A 17720-nucleotide genomic window follows, 5' to 3' on the forward strand; every position below is an offset into this window, starting at 1 on the left:
TGCATTAGCGGACGCGGAAACCGCTCAGCTTCACGCTTCCATGCAGGCTAATGACTAAATCGCCTTCTGGCTTGACCCCCGGCAGCTGGATGCTCACCGTTTGCCATTCTTGTTCACCGCTAGCGCTTACTGTGCATGATCCGATAACCTCAGAATCCTTAGCTCCAATGCGAATACGCAGTTCGCCGCCTTGCCCGCCTCCCGATACGCGAGCCTCAAATTCGGCTGATCCGTAGGACCAATCAATATCAGAGAATTTAATCCAGCCTTCCGCTTGCAGCAGGCGCACGGCCGTACCGCCCTCCTTGCTCTCATCGAGATACACATTGGCATAATCGTCATAGTTTTCCGCGCGCGTTTGCAAGGATAGATTTCGCGCCGGAATCGTTTCGCAAGTGATGCTGATCGTGGCTGATGCCTTGATGTCATCGGAGGAGCCGCCTGCGCTGAACGTATAGGCTGCCGTCTCCAGACAAAAGCGGTCGCGCGTAACATCCCAAAGCGCAAGCTCCTCCGCTGGAACGATAAGCTCGACATCCCGCGTTTCTCCTGCCTGCAGCGTAATCCGCGTAAAGCCGACCAGCTTTTTGAGCGGACGATCCACCCTTGAGCCAGCGGTTCTTACGTACAATTGAACGACCTCGTCTGCCGTAATTCTCGAAGTATTCGTCACCTGCAGCCTTGCCGTAACACGGCCATCCAAGCTCGTAGCGTCATTCGTCAATTCAAGCGGGCTGTATGCGAAGGATGCATAGCTAAGTCCGTGGCCGAACTGGTACAAAGGCTCCCCATCGAAGTACAAATAGGTTCTTTTCCCCTTTTGAATATCATAATCCATCAAATCCGTAAGCTGCTCCGCAGATTTGTACCATGTCATATTAAGGCGTCCCGCAGGCGAATAATCGCCGAAGAGCACATCCGCAATAGCATTTCCCAGCTCTTGTCCCGCATGAGACAAATAGATTACTGCAGGTATTTGCTCATTGACGGCATTCAATGTAAACGGATAGCTGCCGATAACGACTACGACTGTATTCGGATTCGCTTCGTATACGGCGCTGATCAAAGCATTCTGTGATTCGGCAAGCTCCAAGCTTGGACGGTCAATCTCTTCCTTGCCGTTTATGAGCGGATTATTGCCTACAACTACGATTGCCGTTTCAGCTACCTTAGCTGCCGCAACTGCCTCAGCAAGTCCGTCCACGATGACGTTTTTGGTGAAGAGCTCGTTGCCGCCGATCTCAGCCGTCTCCGCAACTTGCAGCGAATCATTGCCTCCGTTCGGAGCAGTGACCAATTTGCCATTCCATGTACGGATCGCGAACTGGCCGTTTCCCTGCTCATCGAGCTTGAATACTTCTTTCACGTACCAGCCGAAAGCTTCGTCGGCCGCCGCTGCGACATTCGCGTCGTCCGCGCTTGTCAGCAGCTTGCCTGTCGTTTGATTCTCCAGCGTGCAGCTTCCCCAGCCCCAATCCGTAAGCTCGAAATGATCGCCTTCCGCCGCAGGTTCAGACGCTCGCAGGCGATTCTCATTGTTAACAACTGCACGCAACGCTTTTCCGTTCGCAGCCGATTTTAATTCGATGCGGTCATTCCCGCTGCTGAAAGTGACCGTTTTCCCTTTGAGCTTGCTTTTGATGCCTTCCAATGGCGTAACCTTGTAAGGCAAAGTTCCTGAATACCAGTCGCGGTATACCACATCGGCAAGCGGCCCAATTACGGCAATATGGTCCAGCTTTTCCTTGCTAAGCGGCAAAGCCTTATTCTCGTTTTTGAGCAATACGATTGATTCTCGTGCCGCTTGCAGCGACAGCTCCCCATGCTCCGGCGCACATAACTTCGATTCCGGCATGTCCGCGTAAGGATTCTGCTCAGCCGGATCGAACTCGCCTAGACGGAAACGGACACGAAACGTATTCATTAGCGCTTTGTCAAGATGCTTCTCCGTCAGAAGCCCTTCATCCAAAGCTTCGCGAATCGCAGCGCATGATTTTTCTTTATCATCCGTAATGCTGTCGATCCCCGCTTTGATGGAATGGGCTACCGCTTCTTTATAAGATTCATAATAATGATGGTCGTTTACGATGCCGAGCAGATCTCCGGCGTCGCTGACGATAAACCCGTTCATGCCCCATTCTTCCTTGACTACTTTGTTTACATCCTCATGCAGAATGGTCGGCGTTCCGTTAACGGAGTTATAAGACGTCATCATGGAATGCGCCCCGCCCTTCACAAAGGCCGGCTTAAACGCTGCTTGGTAATATTCCTTCATGTTGCGCGGGTCAATGCTCGCGGAACAGCTGCCGCGGTTGATTTCATTGTTGTTGCCGATAAAATGCTTCAAGGTCGCGACGGCTTTGAAATATAGCGGATGGTCGCCCTGAATGCCTTGTACGAGCGCTGCGGTTAGCTCGCCTGTGAGCTTCGGGTCCTCGCCGTAAGCCTCCTCGGTCCGTCCCCAACGCGGATCGCGCTCCATATCTACGGTTGGCGCCCACAACGTCAAACCGTTAATCGCCGGGTTTTTCTGATAATAGACACGAGCCTCATCACCGATGGCCGAGCCTACTTCCTTCAGCAGAACAGGATTCCATGTGCAGCCAAGTCCGATCGGCTGCGGAAAGGTGGTTGCTTCTCCCAGCCATGCCATCCCATGGGCTGCTTCAGTACCATGCTTGTAAGGCTTCACGCCTAAACGAGTGATTTCCGGTTGATATTGCACCATTGAATCAATCTTCTCATCCAGTGTAAACCGGGAAACGAGGTCGGTTACCCGTTCTTCAAGCGGGAGGCCGGTATTTTGAAAAGGATACTCAGTATGAGTCGTCATTATGTTTACACTCCTTCTGTTTGTACAGGCATGATGCTGTACCATTCATTTTTACTCGTCTGAAAAGACTTCGATCCATCTATAAAATGGCCATCCGAATTTTGTATCGCAATGCTGCAGCCAGCTTGCACGTAGCAAACGCTGCCATGAGTAGAATGAACGCGGGCTGAAATCAGCTTGCCATCCTTCCAATCCATATCAACGACAAAACCGCCTCTTGCTTTAAGCCCATGTACGGAACCACTCGGCCAAGCTGCCGGCAGTGCCGGCAGTAGGACAATTCGCTCCATATGGCTTTGCAGCAGGAGCTCAGCAATGCCAGCCGTACCGCCAAAGTTGCCATCGATCTGGAACGGCGGATGATCATCGAACAGATTCGGATGGGTTGAACGTGCCAATAGCGTATGAATAAAACGATAGGAGGCTTCACTGTCTTTTAGCCTAGCGTACAGATTAATCAGCCATGCACAGCTCCAGCCCGTATGTCCGCCTCCGTTTTGAATTCGGCTTTCGAGTGAACGGCGGCTAGCCTCAACAAGCTCAGGCGATGTCTCTTGGTTGATCGATGTACCTGGATACAAGCCGTAGAGATGGGAAACATGGCGATGCCCCGGCTCATGCTCCTCGAAGCACTCATGCCATTCCTGCAATAACCCATTCGCATTCACTTGCAGCTTAGGAAGCTTAAGCATAGCTCCAGCAATCCGCTGGGCAAACGCCTCATCCTGCTGAAGCAAGCCGGCCGCGCTAATGCAACGGTCGAACAGCTCGCCAATTAACGTAATATCCATGGCTGACGATTCAGCAACGCTGCTTGCCTCGCCCTCCTTAGTCAAAAATTTGTTCTCCGGCGAGGTTGACGGCACGGTCATTAACAAGCCTTGCTCATTTTCCTGCAGCCAGTTCAAGCAGAATAAGGCTGCACCTTTCATAATCGGGAAAACCTTATCGCGCAAAAAGGGCAAATCGGGGTTGTACAAGTAATGCTCCCAAAGATGCTGAGTGAGCCAGACGCCGCCCATTGGCCAGAAAGCCCAGCTTGGATGGCCGGCTGTCGGCGTCGCCGTCCGCCATAGATCCACATTATGATGGGCAACCCAGCCCGCACTGTTATAGTGTATCGCAGCCGTACGCGCTCCCGTCTTACTTAGTTCCTCGATCATTTGCAACAGCGGCTCATGGCATTCACTCAGATTGCCAAGTTCGGCTGGCCAATAATTCATTTGCGTATTGATATTGGTCGTATAGTCGCTGTTCCAAGGCGGTTGCACGCGATCATTCCATATGCCCTGCAGATTGGCAGGCTGCGTGCCCGGGCGCGAGCTTGCCATAAGCAAATAACGGCCGTATTGAAAATATAACGCTTCAAGCTGCGGATCCTGTTCGCCTTGCTTATACGCCTCAAGCCGCAGGTCAGTAGGCAGCTTCGCGTTCGTTGTTAGTCCTAAATCGATTTGTACGCGCTGAAACAGCCTGCGATGGTCATTTACATGCCGTTCGCGGAGCCGTTCATAGCCAAGCGACAACGCAGCCGCGAGCACGCGATCATTTTGCGCGGCTAATTCGCCTTCGCTTTTTGACGGCTGACGGTCAAACCCCTTAAAGCTAGTCGCCGCGCTTAGAAGGAAAACAGCTGACCGTGCACCCGCTATGACCAGCTTGTGGTCGTCTGTGACGGATGCCTTGCCGCCTTCAATGACAACGTGCAGCTTCGCCTGGAATTGAATGCCCCGGCTGTCCTCGTACTGCACCGCCATGGGATGGTCTCCCCAATAATTGTCCGCCACATGACTCGGACAGCGGCCATGCATCGTAATAGCGCTCCCGCCTGTAGCGGAGAGAAAATACGGAACGTCAGCTTGCATAGATGCTGTCAGTTCCAATCTTTGCTCGCCCTCTGCCTCATATTTCATGCAAAGAATCTGGTCAGGCGTGCTTGCAAACAGCTCGCGTTTATACTGTGTTTGTCCGACTCGGAATCGAACGCCGGCCACTCCCGCATCGATGTCCAGCTCGCGGATGTAGGCTTCAGGCTGTGCATCCGACAGTGCGAAGCGCTGCTCTATGAACCAGTCGCCCATCGGCTGGTAAGACTCCGTATTCGTTCCTAGCATACGGGCTTCGATTAGCTGTTCCGCTTCAACGAAACGTTTCTCCAGGATCAATTCTCGTGATCGCTTTAGATAGCGCAGCGCTTCGTAATTGTTTGTATCGCGCGGAAAACCCGACCACAGCGTATCTTCATTAAGCTGTACTCTCTCCTGCTGTACGCCTCCGAATACCATGCCGCCTATTCGGCCATTGCCGATCGGCAGCGCCTCTTCCCATCTGAGGGCAGGCTGCTTATACCAAAGCTTCCATGCTTGTTCCTGCTCTAATCTATCGCTCATATTGTTGGTCTCCTATGATCTCTTGTGATCTCACTTGATATAGAAAAGGTTATTATTCATCATAACGGAAATCACCTCTCGTACAGTACCCATTAGATTTCATAAAAATTCATATGGAAATTAGCACTTGCATGCGAAAATGCGCAAAAAAGGGGCCGTCCCATCGTCATTTTAATGACTGATGGGACGGCCCCTTTCCGACTCGCTGTCGGTTGTCGCTATTGGTTACAGTCCTGCAGCGCCGAACACTTTGTCGAATCCGGACTTGGAGCGCTTCACAAGCTCCTCCGGAGTCTCATTTGGCGCTTCAGCCGTCAAAATCTCTTGTGAGACGGCACCTTTGTATCCGATTTTCGCCAGCGCGCGAAGAAAACCTTCCAAGTCGATCACACCTTCGCCTGGGTAAATGCGGCCATTATCAAGCGCTTCCCCAACCGGTACGTCGGGAGCGTCATTGATATGCACATGTACGATTTGATCAGGGCGCAGCGCTTCGATATCCGATATTGCAAGCTCATTTGTATACCAGTGGTAGGCATCGAACAGCAATCCGACGTTGCTCTCGCCGATTGTGTCGATCCATTCCAGCGTCTCCTCAAGCGTCCATATGAAAGGATTGGCCCAACGCGTACGCAGATGATGCGGCCCGACGAATTCAAGACCAAGACGGATACCGTATGCGCCAAGAATTTGGGCGCATGTACGCAGCCTGCGAGTCGCAAGTGCCATGAAGCGCGCCGCCTTCAAGTCCGTTGACGGTAAAATATACGTGCAGCAGCTTGTGCAGCCAAGCGCAGCCGCTGCTGCGGCTGATCTTGCGAGCTTCTCTAAGCCTTCCAGAAATGCTTCTTCCGTCGTTCTCCACTCTACTGGCAATCCGAACGAACCGATCACTACGCCATTGCTTGCCAGCAGCTCACGCGCTTTCTCCAAGCCGTGACGCTCGATGAGCGAATACGCGTCAATGTCTACCGCCTGGAAGCCGTTTGCGCCAGCAAGCTCAATCAAGCGCTCATCGCTTTCGATACGGCCAAGCCCTGCTCCTGTTAATCCTCTCAGCATTTGAATGCCTCCTCGTTTCGTCTACTATTCGTTTAAGTTCCAATTCAACTTAACCTCATTGCCCGTGCGTGAGGACTCATAGATTGCATCCAGCACGAGGTTGTTCGTAAATCCGGATAATACCGATGTAATCGGCTGCTTGCCATCACGGATGCATGCCAGGAAGTGTCTGCTTAGGCGGGCGCGTTCTCCTTCGTCGTTTTCCGCTCTGCTAAGCGTGCTTTCAATCGGACGATCGAATTTTTCTGTGAGCAGCTTGCCTTCGGAGCCGCGGTAGCTCGCTCCGCCCTCTGAGCCCATGACATGGATAAACGGCGAGTTGTCCGTATCCATATGCACAGCCCAGCTCACTTCAAGCGATAACGTGCTGCCGTCTTCCATTTTGATCAATGCCGTTGCCAGATCCTCTACATCATAAGTGCCGTCCCAATCAGGCGTTCCCCAAGTACCGATCCCTTTGCGTTTTGGTCCGAACTCGGCATAAGTAGAACCAAATACCGATACCGGCTTTGGATTGCCCATTAAGTATAACGCAAGATCAAGCATGTGTACGCCTATATCGATAAGCGGGCCGCCGCCTGACTGATCCATTTGCGTGAACCAAGTCCCCCAGCCCGGAATGCCTTTACGTCGGAACCACCCTGTTTTGGCCGAATATATTTTTCCAAGCTCGCCGCGGTCGATTTGCTCCTTGATTTGCATGGCAACGGATTCCCAGCGCATTTGATGAGCAACCATCAATACGCGGTCGGATGCTTCGCTTGCTTTCAATATTTCGCGTGCAGCCTCGCTATTAATACCCATTGGTTTTTCCAGCAGCACATGCTTTCCAGCCTCCAACGCCTGTACAGCAAGCGGAGCATGAAATTGATTCGGCACGCCAATGATAATGGCATCAATATCCGAACGATTGATTAGCTCTTCATTTGAAGCGATTACATGTTCGATCCCGTACTGCTTTGCAGCTTTCTCCGCCCGGGACAAATCAAGGTCCGTCACAGCCGTAATAACGCACTCCTCACCTAGCTTTGAAAACTCGCTTGCATGCACGTTGCCGATATTTCCCGCGCCGATCAATCCGATTCTTATTTTATTTCCAGTCGTCATTGGAATTCCTCCTGCGATTTTAGTGAAAAGCAAAGCAGCCTTTCGCAACCTTCCGTTGAATTGCGAGCGCTTGGTCCCTGTATTTATGTTAGAATAAACGAGATGAGAAATCGTGCTTGTTTTTCGGTAAAAGTCTCAGTTTTTCGGAGGAATCCATTCATTCATGACCTATATACCCGATTATTTGAAAACGTATCCAAATATGAATACCTCTTCGCCGCTCCACATCAGCTTGAATCGCCTTTATCATGGCTTTCGGCCGCATCGTCATGACTTTTTGGAATTTTCATATGTCGTGGACGGCAGAGGCTCTGAATCCATTAACGACGCGCGGCATCAAATGCTGCCTGGAACGTTCACCTTCGTATTGCCCTATCAGGTGCACGAGTTGTTTACGGAGCCGGGCAGCACGCTCGTTCTCTACAACTGCATGTTCAGCATGGATCTCCTAATGGAACCCGGCCAAGAAGATGGCTTGCTCGGCCTTAACGACCAGAATGGCTGGCCGCCTTTCGTCCAGCTGAGCGGTGAGGATAATGATAGGATGACGCGCCTGATTGAAGAAATGTACGTCGAATACAAAGGCAAGGAGCCTTGGCGCAGAACCATGCTGCAAGCAAAGCTCAAAGAAATTCTAATCTGCTTCGACCGGTACCGGAGAAAATCGTCGGCTGTAGCGGATGTGACCAAGATGGCGTCTCGGTCGAGCGCTTCAATCTGGCCGATCATCCACTACATTCATCGCCATTATCAGGAGGAGCTCGCCTTATCCGACCTTGCAAGCCAATTTTCCCTCAGCGTCTCAAGAATAAGCGAAGTGATCAAACAGACAACTGGGCAGACCTTTGTCCACTTCCTGCATGATCTGCGGCTTAGGCACGCATGCAGCCTGCTCGTTTCCACCGACATGAGCGTTGCCGAGATTGCGCTTGAGGTCGGTTATGGCTCCTACAAAACGTTTTCGCGCATCTTCCGCGAAACGAAAGGCGTCGTGCCGAAGGATTATCGGAAAATGAAGCTATCCCCAGATCTGCTTGTCTAAGCGTAAACGGCTGAAGCCGTCCTCTGGCGGCTAAGCTTACGTTTCGCGTAGAAATATAGAGAAAGTTGGCGTAATGATATACTTTCCTATATTTTAAGAAGAAACGCCTGACGGCGTCCTTTCTATAGACGCCATCGTTTCGGCGAAATGTATAGAGAAAGGATGAGCAACTTCATATCCTTTCCTATACGTCAAGAAGAACCGTACCCATAAGCAAGGGCTGCCTCCAGTAGATCTCTCTACTGTACAGGCAGCCCTTGCTTGGTTATGTGTTTAATGAGTTATGGACAAGACCACGAACAAGACGGCTAGCAATACGTAAATGACAAGCGACACGACCATTAAAGTCCGCTTACTCACAGCGCTACTCCCCTCCCTGCACCGAATAGGCTCTACACCATTATTGTATGTGGGCGGGGACAACGTGGAAATTGTCCGGTTATAGAAATTATGAAGAGCTTACCTTCTTGCCGAGCCCTTTCGGTCGGAGGGAAGCAGAATGGTAAGCATACCGAGCAACGGTAAATATGACGTGCAGCGAATGACAAACTCGATTCCCATCGAATCCGCCAAATGGCCCAGTATCGCCGATCCAATGCCGGCAAGTCCGAATGCCATTCCGAAAAACACACCGGAGACTAGGCCGACTCTGCCTGGCAGCAGCTCATTCGCGTAGACCAAGATAACCGAAAAAGCAGAAGCCAATATAAGGCCGGCGAAAAAGATTAAAATGATCGAAAAGGTCAAATTGGCATACGGCAAGAGCAGCGCAAACGGTGCCGTACCCAATATCGAAAACCAAATCAAGCTTCGGCGGCTGAACTTATCCGCGAGCATTCCCCCTAATAGCAAACCAATCACGTTGGCAGCCAAAAAAACGAACAAAACGATTTGCGCCCCGGTTAGCGATAATCCAAAATGACTAATGGCATAAAACGAATAATAGCTGCTGATAGCCGCAATATATACGTTTTTGGAAAAAACCAAAACCATTAAAATCGTAATCGCAAATATGACTTTCCCCGTCGTCACATTCATCTGGGAGACGGGTTTCGCCGCTCGCGCCGTACCTCTTGCAGGCACAAGCGCAAGCTGTTTCCCATACCATTTCGCCACGTTGAACTGAATCAAGATGCCAATGGTTACGACTAACGCGAACCAAACTACCCCCTTCTGCCCCGTATGGACAAATAATACCGCCGTCATGATGGGGGCTAACGATTGGCCAATATTGCCGCCGAATTGAAAAATCGACTGGCCTGTCCCTTTTTTCGCGCCGGAGGCCAAATAAGAAACTCGGGCAGAGGCTGGATGAAATACCGCTGAGCCTATGCCAATGAGCATAACAGCAGCCATGACCACCCAGAATTGGTTTGCATACGAGAGTGCAGCTACCCCTCCAAGCGTGAACAGCATGCCGATTGGCAGGAGCATCGGCTTCGGATGCGAATCCGATAAGATCCCAATAACCGGCTGCAGCAGCGCTGCGGTCAAGTTGATCATTAAGGAAATTAACCCGATTTGCGCAAAGCTGAGCGACAGCGAATCCTTCAAAATCGGAAATAATGCAGGAACGACCGATTGGATCGAATCATTAACGAGATGAACGAAGCTAATCGCGAACAATAAGGGGTAAACCGTCTTCATCGCGGACGGAGGCGCTGCTAACGCGGCTTGATTGCTTGACATGGTGTCACTTCTCCTTTACCGACATCTATAATATGCGATATGTGATATATCGCATATTATATTTCGATTTACATAGAATAGCAATACAAGATTTATGCCGCTGCTGCTTTTCGTTTGCCTACACTGTCCACCCTGCGATATATTATATAGGGTTGCAAGAGACGAACAACAAGTGTTACGGCAACATTCCAATATAAGGAGGGCCTCCGTTGCCTATTCCAACAGACTATTCAACACCGGTTAGACTCTCCGCCAAGGAACGTACACTCGGCCAGCTTCAAAAATGGATTATTGACGGCACGCTTCAGCCAGGCGAGAAGCTCATCGACACCGAGCTTTCCGAAGCGCTAGGCGTCAGCCGCACTCCGATTAGAGAAGCCTTCCAGCTGCTTGAGGTACAAGGCTTGATTCAGACGTTTCCAGGCAAAGAAACTCGCGTTACAACACTTGAAAAAGAAGATATCATAAAGCTTTACGCACCGTTAACCGTGCTACAGGCATTGGCCGCCGAGCTGGCATGCGAACTCATCCAACAGGAAAATATCGAGCAGCTTCGTTCCATTAATGCCAGCTTCAGCGATAGCGTAAATAAGGAACAGCTTTATGAGGCGATGGAATACGACGAGGAGTTTCACGAAACGATTCTTCATGTTGCGAACAATCAGCATATTCTAACTTTCTGCTCCTCGCTGCAAATGCATATTAGAAGGTACAAATACATCTTCTTCAAGCGGCCGAACTGGGAATCACAGGCCGCAGCCGATGATCATGAAGCGATCATCAACGCACTTGCGGCCCGCGATGCAGCCGAAGCTTCGCGGCTAATGAAGCATAACCTTATCCGGCCTCTCGCCCATTTGGACAGCATGCTTTCTTGAGGTACGCTTCATACATAGCCGAGTTCAGCAAAACGAGATTAAGCTTCTGCGCGGCAGGCTTAATTTCGTTTTTGGCATATGCTCCTATACCGTGGTTAGAATGTATCGTTATGTCGATGTTGATGGATGTTCTTCATACGATGATGGCATTCAAGCTTATCTCGTGCTAATCCGCTTGCCCGACTCGAACGATTCAATGGCTGCATATGCAAGCCGAAGCGCCCTAAATCCTGCCGAAGCATGAACAGGCGGCGCGGCTCCTGCTTGGAAGGCTTGGAGCAAATGGTCGAAATGCTTGTCGAAGGTCAGATGGAATTGACGATCCGCGTCATTGAAATACCCAGCCTGCCAAACCTCCGCCGTCTCACTCCCGGCTTGCTGGAACGTGTATCGCTTCACGGTGTCCTCAATCGTCGCTCTGCCTAATGAGCCGTTCAGCTCAAGCGCATGCGTGCCTGCATATGCGTAGGAGGAATCATAGGAGCCAAGCAGCGTTCCCACGGCGCCGGACTCGAACGCAAGGGCTAACGCTAGCGTAGAGAAACCATTCCCCGTTTTATTTGTCATTTGCGCCATTACCGATTGAATCGGTCCGCATAAATACTCCAGCATATCAAAGCCATGGCACTGTGTTTCAATCAGATTCGCATGCGGGTGCCCGCCATCCCCTTCTCCGCCGAACCGCCAAGATGCAAACACGAGATCGCCAAGCCTTCCCGCATCAATCGCTGCTTTTGCCTTCTGAACGGGAACCGCATAACGATGATTGAAATTAATCGCGAAAAACAATCCTTTTTTTTCTGCCGCTTCCAGCAGTGTCTCCGCTTCCTTGATTCCGAACACGAGCGGCTTCTCTACTAACAAAGGCACTCCAGCTTGAATGATTTGCAGCGTCGCGTCAAAATGTCCTTGGTTAGGCAGGCAAAGGCTGACCAAATCAGGTTTTTCCCGCTCCAGCATGCTCGCTATGTCTGTATAAGCCCTCGTTCCGAACTCCGCTGCCCGCGCCGTTGTCTTGCTTTCGTCACGGCCGACTATGGCACAGAAATCAACATCCTGACGACCTTGAAAGATTCGGGCGTGGTGGTATCCCCAGCCTCCGGCGCCTATTAGCGCGATTTTTGTTTGCTTCCGGGTACTCATTGCTCAATGACCACCTTGCCCGTTTCACCTTGGAAAAAAAGCTCGAAAGCCGATTGCAGCGACTCCGGACCGAACCGATGCGTAATGATCTGCTTCAAATAAAACAAATTTTCAGCTAATAGCCGCGCGTTGTCCGTCAACTCACCGAAAGAAAAATATTCGCTGCCGAGAATAGCTCTCTCCTTTGCGATAAGGTCGGAAGACACCTGCAGATGAAGCTCTTGCCCGTGTCCAATGCAAACGAGCACACCGCGGGCATTCAGCATATGCAATGCGGTTTGGCGCGCAGCCGTTTTGCCGCTCGTATCAAATGCCGCATCCACTCCCGATAAACCTGCATCCGCCAAGACGCGCTCCAGCGTCGCCTCTCCCAAATGAACCGGGACCGCACCCATTTGCCGGGCAAGCTCCAAACGATAATGCGTATAATCGGTCACAAACACAGGCAAATCACTGCCAAGCAGCAGCTTCGCCATGGACAGCACCGCCAGACCGATCGGCCCGGCGCCTGCGACGACAATCGACTCGATATCCTCCCGCACAAGCTGCGCCCTTCTAATGGCATGTCCGCCTGTTCCCATAATGTCTAGCAGCATGGTAGCCTCCGTCAGCGGAATGTCCGGATCGATCGGGAAGAATACACTTTCGCTGACCAGCATGTATGGCGCATATCCGCCATCCCGATTGAATCCGTAATCCCCTTTCTTGCTCAAGCATTGATTCGTGTATCCCTGTCTGCAGCTGCGGCATTGTCCGCAGTAGTCCATCAAATAGACAACGCCTGGCGTACCTACCGCCAAGTTCGTTCCTGCTCCTGCTGCGGCAACGATGCCAGCCGACTCATGTCCTGGCGTGAAGGCCGAGCCTTCGTTGAACTGACCTCGCTCAGACCCGCACAATGCGTTCGCTTTAACTGCGATCAGCAGTTCGCCAACACCGGGAGTCGGAACTGCCACCTCTCTAAAGCCTATTATTCCATTGCCCAAAAATTGCGGTACTCTCATCATCCTTGGAACGTTCGCGGTCATTGTCCTACCTCCATGATATACATGTCATAATCTTCGACTGCCGTTCTTGCTATTTCATATAATAGCCCTATATGATTAGCTAATCATGTTTAAAACGATGAAATATGATGTCAAAAACCATGAATGTATTCACCTACTGGTGGGTTTAGGAGGAAATATGCTTTGGAGCAACGATTGAACAGCTGGAGCGATTACCCGGTCCTGCCTTTTGTCCGGCTATGCTACCGCTTCGAGCAGAGCGCTTTTTTCCAAGGGGAGCGCCGGCTGCTTGACTATTTGTTTTTATTTCTCGAAGAGGGGCGTTACCTGCTTACCGTGGAAGGCACAGAATATGAGCTTTTGCCTGGCGATTTCGCGCTCATTCAGCCTGGCCAACTGTTTACGACAAAAGGAATCGGCAGATGCTTGGTGCCGAATGCGCATTTGGATTTCTTCTATAGCCCATTAAGGGAACAAAGCTTCGTTACTACACCTGGCCAAACGAACCTAGCTTCCTATATGGAGCTGCTTCAGCCGCGTTTGAACGACTTCCCTTCGCTCCAGCTTCCCGTTAAGCTAGCTCCCAGGCAGCCACAGCAGCTTAAGGAGCTGCTCTACCGCATGATTGGCCATTTCAAGCATAATGACATCCAAAGCATGCTGCTCACTCAGAAGCTGGCGACAGAGCTTCTCGTCCTTCTAATCACAGACTATGAGGAATCAAGCTCTGCCCGGTTCGAGGATCAGCAATTTGCTGCCAAGATGAAGTCCTTCTTGGTCTCGCACATATCCAGCACCGTTTCCGTTGTCGACATGGCGCGGCATGCCGGTTATTCCGAATCCCATTTCAACGTTGTTTTCCATCGCCTGTTCAGTGTGACGCCTCATCAATATTTACTGGGATTAAGACTCGATAAAGCCAGTGAGCTGCTAGCGGGAACCGACCATAAGCTCGATTTAATTGCAGAGTATTGCGGCTTCGCGAATGCGTCGCATTTCTCCAAAGCATTCAAAAAGAAGCTCGGCTGCTCGCCGCGCGCTTATCGAAAGTAATTCAGCCTTGACGTGATGAAGGGCACGGAGTGAGCATCAAAAAATCCTTTCAACCAAAAGGCCGGTTACCGGCATTCTGTGTGAAAGGATTTGTTTCATTCGTTTCTAGACGGTTTGCCTTCCTAAGACGCTTCAATTAAATCGCACCCGGTTACGACCGTTAATTGAAAAGTAATAAGCGTAAGAAGAAACGCCTGACGTCGTCCTTTCAATAGACGCCATCGTTTCAGCGAAACGTATAGAGAAAGTAGGAGCAAACCCATATACTTTCCTATACGTCAAAAAAAAGCCTCTCCTTTAGTAAAAAGGAAAAGCTGTCATCATCTTTCCTGTCCAAAAGGAGGAGAGTCTAAGTCGTTGCACCATCATGCAGCTCATAATACCGTACGATTTCGATAATGAGTGCGCCCATTCTTTCGATATCCGGGACGACCATTCGTTTCACGCCATATTCGGTAAGTGCTTCAGCGGTTACCTTGCCGACGGCTGCGGCGACAACATGCTTATCGAAGATTTCCAGCAGCTGATCTTGATTGCCAGCCTGGATGGCGTGCCTGAACAAGTAATGGACCTGCACAGCCGTGGTGAAACAAACGGTATCCACAGCCGCTTCAGTGAGCTCTCCCATTAATAAAGCTAGTGTTGCAGGTTCCGGCGGGACATGTCGATAGGGCAGAACAGAGACCACCTGGGCCGCGCCTCTTTCCTGAAGGTAGCGGACCAGCTCAGGCGCTGTTTCTCCATGCAGCTGAATCCATACGCGCTGCCCTTCAAAGCCGTAAGCCGATAAGTTTTCCATGAGCCCCTGCATCGTTCCGTCATCATCGCTGACAGTCGCTTTAAGACCTGTCCGCTTCATGAAGGCAGAGGTTTTGTACCCTCTAGTCGCAATTCTTGCCTGCAACAGCCGCTCCTTTACCTCTTCGCCAATACCAAGCTTATCTGCGGCGCCCATTATGCTGTCCGATCCCAAACCCGTCGTCAGAATGACCCAGTCGGCACCTTCAGTTGCAAATTTCCGCAGCGGTTCCTCCAGCTGCTCCTCTTCGAACATCGTTAATCCCTGCAAGGAACGTGTAAGTGCAATCCCGCCCTGCTTCTCTATGATCAAGCTCATCTCATCTGTTTTTCGCGACCCGGCAATGACGATTCGTCTTCCTTGCAACCCAGTTATCCCCATAATCTAAAAGCCACCGTACTTTCGGTAAATTAGCCTCAGCCGTGGTCATTATATCAAATGAAGAGCCATTAAGCATCCTTTATGTCATCTTTGTGTCAGGCATTTTCCCATTGCTCCTTAAAAAACAGCGCATATACTTTGCGGTACACGATCTTCAAGATCATATAAATCGGAATAATAAGCAAAATACCTAAAATGCCTGCAATATCCCCGCCGACAAGCACCAATATAATCGTGGTAAGCGGATGAATATCGAGCTGCTTGCCAAAAACGTAGGGAGCCACCAAATTATCTTGTATCTGCTGGGCAACCGTGATGATGACAATAGACCAGATCGCGATCGACGGCGACTCTATGAAACCAATAATAACGATGGGAACAGAAGAAAGGAATGACCCGATAAACGGGATAAAGTTCAGTATGACGGCAACAACCGTTAGCAATAAGGCATAGGGCAGATCAATAAACAGGAAGCCGACATACATCAGAATGCCGAGTGCTACGTTTACGATAACACGGCCTACGATGAAGCTGCTGAGCATATGATCGATATCCTCCATGACTTCTGAGCCATCACGGCGAAACCGTTTGGGAATAAATCGAACGATCTGCTCGCCGAATTTCCCTCCCTCCTTTAGCATATAGAACAGGAGAATAGGGAACGTAATCAACACAATTGCAAAATTTGAAAAGAACGTCAGCATGCCTGACAGATAATCAGTCAAAAGCGTAAAGCCCCGATTCAAATATTCGGTTAGCTTGGAGAGCGGATTTGAATTCTCTGGCAAAAACGACGAAATGAAGCCGTTATGCTCAAGCTCAGAGACCTGCTCGCTCAAGGTCGTGAATAAGCTTGGGGCATTTTCAACCAAATTGACAAGCTGCGTTCGGAGCGAAGGCCATACACCGATGCTGAAGCCGACCATAATTAGGGCGAAAGCCAAATAAATAAACAAAACCGCCAACGTGCGGTTCACCTTTCGCCGCTCCATGAGGTTCACAAGCGGCCTAAGCAAATAATAGAAAAAACCCGCGAGCATAAGCGGGATAATTATCATGCTGAACAACGAGAGGATTGGCCTGAAAATAAAATCAACACGCGATCCCAAATAAATAATAATTAACATTAAAATAATTGTAATACACCAACGGATGAACCGGTTATGCCTAGCCATACGCACACCCTCTTCTCTTTTTATATTGACGGATCTAGCGCCCTGCTTCCTCTTTTCCCCCTGCCTTAAGCATCAATAATCAAAATAGGTTACGTACCTTTTACCCCTGCCCGCCGTCTATGAAACGCTGTTAACAAAAATGGACCGCAGCCCGGGGTACTTCCTTCCCCGAGCAGCAGTCCACTTCATAACAGGTTTTACTTCGCGAATAGTTTTTCAGCATCATCCAAAGCCATGCGATGCCCAATAGATGAGTAATCCAGCCATTTCTGTCCGTCTAGCACATAAACATGGTTATTTTTCACGGCTTTCAGATTTTGCCATACCCTATTAGTTGCAAGCTCGTCGAATCTGGCTTTCGCCTCGCTGCCTTTGCTAATAATGACAAAGATGGCATCCGCGTCAAAATCAGGCAGCACCTCTTGTGAAATTACGGCGTAGGGCTCTTCAGTTATTTTCTCCACGCCAGCTGCCGGATTAAGAGCAAGATCCTCGAATAGAATAGGTCCTAAGGGACGTTTCATCCCCATCACCCGCAGCTCCTTTGCCGTCATGCGAATAGCCATCACTTTCGCGTCTTTCCCCAGCTCCGTGTGGATCAATGTTTGGACATGCTCTGCTTGATCGGCGTACTCCTTTATGAACGCTTCCGCTTCCTTCTCTTTGCCGACATGCTGAGCGATTCGGTTCAGATGGTCGCGCCAAGTCCCTTGATCCATATCAATGCTGATTGATGGTGCGATCTTCTCGAACTTTGCTTGATCATCGCCGGAGTAAACCTCGTCCAAATAAATAACATCCGGCTTCAGCGCCAATACGGATTCCATGTCAGGATCCGTTACGACGCCAAGCTTAGCAACACCCTGCAGCTGATCAACAACATGCGGAAGAAAGTCCTTTGCATCCCCGCCGACAACCGAGCCTGCAGGTTTAATGCCGAGCGCGAGCAAATTATTCGTAATATGGATCGACATCGACGCGATTTTGGCATTTGCATCATGGGCTGCCGTTCCCGTGTCTGTAGCCGTCGACTCGGTCGGTGCCTGCGATGGAGCTTCCTGCTCAGCTGCCTGCTGATTGGATGGGGCCGTGTCGCCACATGCGGATAAAACAACGAAAACAATAAGCGAAACGAACAAAGCAAGCCATTTTCTATTCATG

General features: G+C 50.4%; 13 protein-coding genes. 3 read left to right on the top strand and 10 right to left on the bottom strand.

Translation table 11 applies throughout. The annotated features are described in order from the left end of the window. Positions 1-4: 4 nt before the first annotated feature. From FHS16_RS15490 to FHS16_RS15505, 4 genes are all read right to left on the bottom strand, one after another. Positions 5-2833, bottom strand: coding sequence for a glycoside hydrolase family 3 C-terminal domain-containing protein (locus FHS16_RS15490; RefSeq protein WP_183564016.1), 2829 nt, complete (start codon positions 2831-2833; stop codon positions 5-7). A gap of 5 nt (positions 2834-2838) precedes the next feature. Then, entirely contained in the window at positions 2839-5223 is a 2385-nt protein-coding gene (locus FHS16_RS15495; RefSeq protein WP_183564019.1) for a glycoside hydrolase family 95 protein, read from the bottom strand. Positions 5224-5448: 225 nt separating this feature from the next. After that, positions 5449-6285 (bottom strand): sugar phosphate isomerase/epimerase family protein, encoded by an 837-nt coding sequence (locus FHS16_RS15500; RefSeq protein WP_183564022.1) that lies wholly within the window; start codon positions 6283-6285, stop codon positions 5449-5451. A 24-nt stretch (positions 6286-6309) separates the two neighbouring features. After that, entirely contained in the window at positions 6310-7392 is a 1083-nt protein-coding gene (locus FHS16_RS15505; protein ID WP_183564025.1) for a Gfo/Idh/MocA family protein, read from the bottom strand. Between the two features lie 163 nt (positions 7393-7555). Between FHS16_RS15505 and FHS16_RS15510 the strand changes: the two genes are divergently transcribed. Next, positions 7556-8434 carry an AraC family transcriptional regulator gene (locus FHS16_RS15510; protein WP_183564028.1) on the top strand — a complete coding sequence of 293 codons (879 nt, stop codon included), beginning with the start codon at positions 7556-7558 and terminating at the stop codon, positions 8432-8434. Between the two features lie 459 nt (positions 8435-8893). Here the strand turns inward: FHS16_RS15510 and FHS16_RS15515 are convergent, their stop codons facing one another. Next, positions 8894-10123 (bottom strand): MFS transporter, encoded by a 1230-nt coding sequence (locus FHS16_RS15515; protein ID WP_183564031.1) that lies wholly within the window; start codon positions 10121-10123, stop codon positions 8894-8896. A gap of 209 nt (positions 10124-10332) precedes the next feature. Here FHS16_RS15515 and FHS16_RS15520 point away from each other — a divergent pair, with 209 nt between their 5' ends. Beyond that, complete coding sequence (locus FHS16_RS15520; protein WP_183564034.1) at positions 10333-11001, top strand: GntR family transcriptional regulator; 669 nt, start codon at positions 10333-10335, stop codon at positions 10999-11001. A gap of 156 nt (positions 11002-11157) precedes the next feature. Here FHS16_RS15520 and FHS16_RS15525 read toward each other — a convergent pair whose 3' ends face one another. Both FHS16_RS15525 and FHS16_RS15530 read right to left on the bottom strand, forming a co-directional pair. After that, positions 11158-12144 carry a Gfo/Idh/MocA family protein gene (locus FHS16_RS15525; RefSeq protein ID WP_183564037.1) on the bottom strand — a complete coding sequence of 329 codons (987 nt, stop codon included), beginning with the start codon at positions 12142-12144 and terminating at the stop codon, positions 11158-11160. Further along, a complete protein-coding gene (locus FHS16_RS15530; RefSeq protein ID WP_183564040.1) occupies positions 12141-13172 on the bottom strand; it encodes an alcohol dehydrogenase catalytic domain-containing protein in 1032 nt (343 codons plus the stop codon). Before FHS16_RS15530 ends, FHS16_RS15525 begins: the two co-directional genes overlap by 4 nt. 162 nt (positions 13173-13334) lie before the next feature. Here FHS16_RS15530 and FHS16_RS15535 point away from each other — a divergent pair, with 162 nt between their 5' ends. Then, positions 13335-14204 (top strand): helix-turn-helix domain-containing protein, encoded by an 870-nt coding sequence (locus FHS16_RS15535; protein WP_183564044.1) that lies wholly within the window; start codon positions 13335-13337, stop codon positions 14202-14204. A gap of 349 nt (positions 14205-14553) precedes the next feature. Here FHS16_RS15535 and FHS16_RS15540 read toward each other — a convergent pair whose 3' ends face one another. From FHS16_RS15540 to FHS16_RS15550, 3 genes are all read right to left on the bottom strand, one after another. Then, complete coding sequence (locus tag FHS16_RS15540; protein ID WP_183564047.1) at positions 14554-15384, bottom strand: uroporphyrinogen-III synthase; 831 nt, start codon at positions 15382-15384, stop codon at positions 14554-14556. 95 nt (positions 15385-15479) lie between these two features. Next, positions 15480-16559 (bottom strand): AI-2E family transporter, encoded by a 1080-nt coding sequence (locus FHS16_RS15545; RefSeq protein ID WP_183564050.1) that lies wholly within the window; start codon positions 16557-16559, stop codon positions 15480-15482. Positions 16560-16756: 197 nt separating this feature from the next. After that, complete coding sequence (locus FHS16_RS15550; RefSeq protein WP_183564053.1) at positions 16757-17719, bottom strand: ABC transporter substrate-binding protein; 963 nt, start codon at positions 17717-17719, stop codon at positions 16757-16759. Position 17720: the final 1 nt, after the last annotated feature.

The organism is Paenibacillus endophyticus, from assembly GCF_014192395.1.
Classification (GTDB): domain Bacteria; phylum Bacillota; class Bacilli; order Paenibacillales; family Paenibacillaceae; genus Pristimantibacillus; species Pristimantibacillus endophyticus.

Coding starts and splice junctions, on each gene's coding strand:
- FHS16_RS15490 (WP_183564016.1), bottom strand. CDS start 2,833: ATGACGACTCATACTGAGTATCCTTTTCAAAATACCGGCCTCCCGCTT.
- FHS16_RS15495 (WP_183564019.1), bottom strand. CDS start 5,223: ATGAGCGATAGATTAGAGCAGGAACAAGCATGGAAGCTTTGGTATAAG.
- FHS16_RS15500 (WP_183564022.1), bottom strand. CDS start 6,285: ATGCTGAGAGGATTAACAGGAGCAGGGCTTGGCCGTATCGAAAGCGAT.
- FHS16_RS15505 (WP_183564025.1), bottom strand. CDS start 7,392: ATGACGACTGGAAATAAAATAAGAATCGGATTGATCGGCGCGGGAAAT.
- FHS16_RS15510 (WP_183564028.1), top strand. CDS start 7,556: ATGACCTATATACCCGATTATTTGAAAACGTATCCAAATATGAATACC.
- FHS16_RS15515 (WP_183564031.1), bottom strand. CDS start 10,123: ATGTCAAGCAATCAAGCCGCGTTAGCAGCGCCTCCGTCCGCGATGAAG.
- FHS16_RS15525 (WP_183564037.1), bottom strand. CDS start 12,144: ATGAGTACCCGGAAGCAAACAAAAATCGCGCTAATAGGCGCCGGAGGC.
- FHS16_RS15530 (WP_183564040.1), bottom strand. CDS start 13,172: ATGACCGCGAACGTTCCAAGGATGATGAGAGTACCGCAATTTTTGGGC.
- FHS16_RS15540 (WP_183564047.1), bottom strand. CDS start 15,384: ATGGGGATAACTGGGTTGCAAGGAAGACGAATCGTCATTGCCGGGTCG.
- FHS16_RS15545 (WP_183564050.1), bottom strand. CDS start 16,559: ATGGCTAGGCATAACCGGTTCATCCGTTGGTGTATTACAATTATTTTA.
- FHS16_RS15550 (WP_183564053.1), bottom strand. CDS start 17,719: ATGAATAGAAAATGGCTTGCTTTGTTCGTTTCGCTTATTGTTTTCGTT.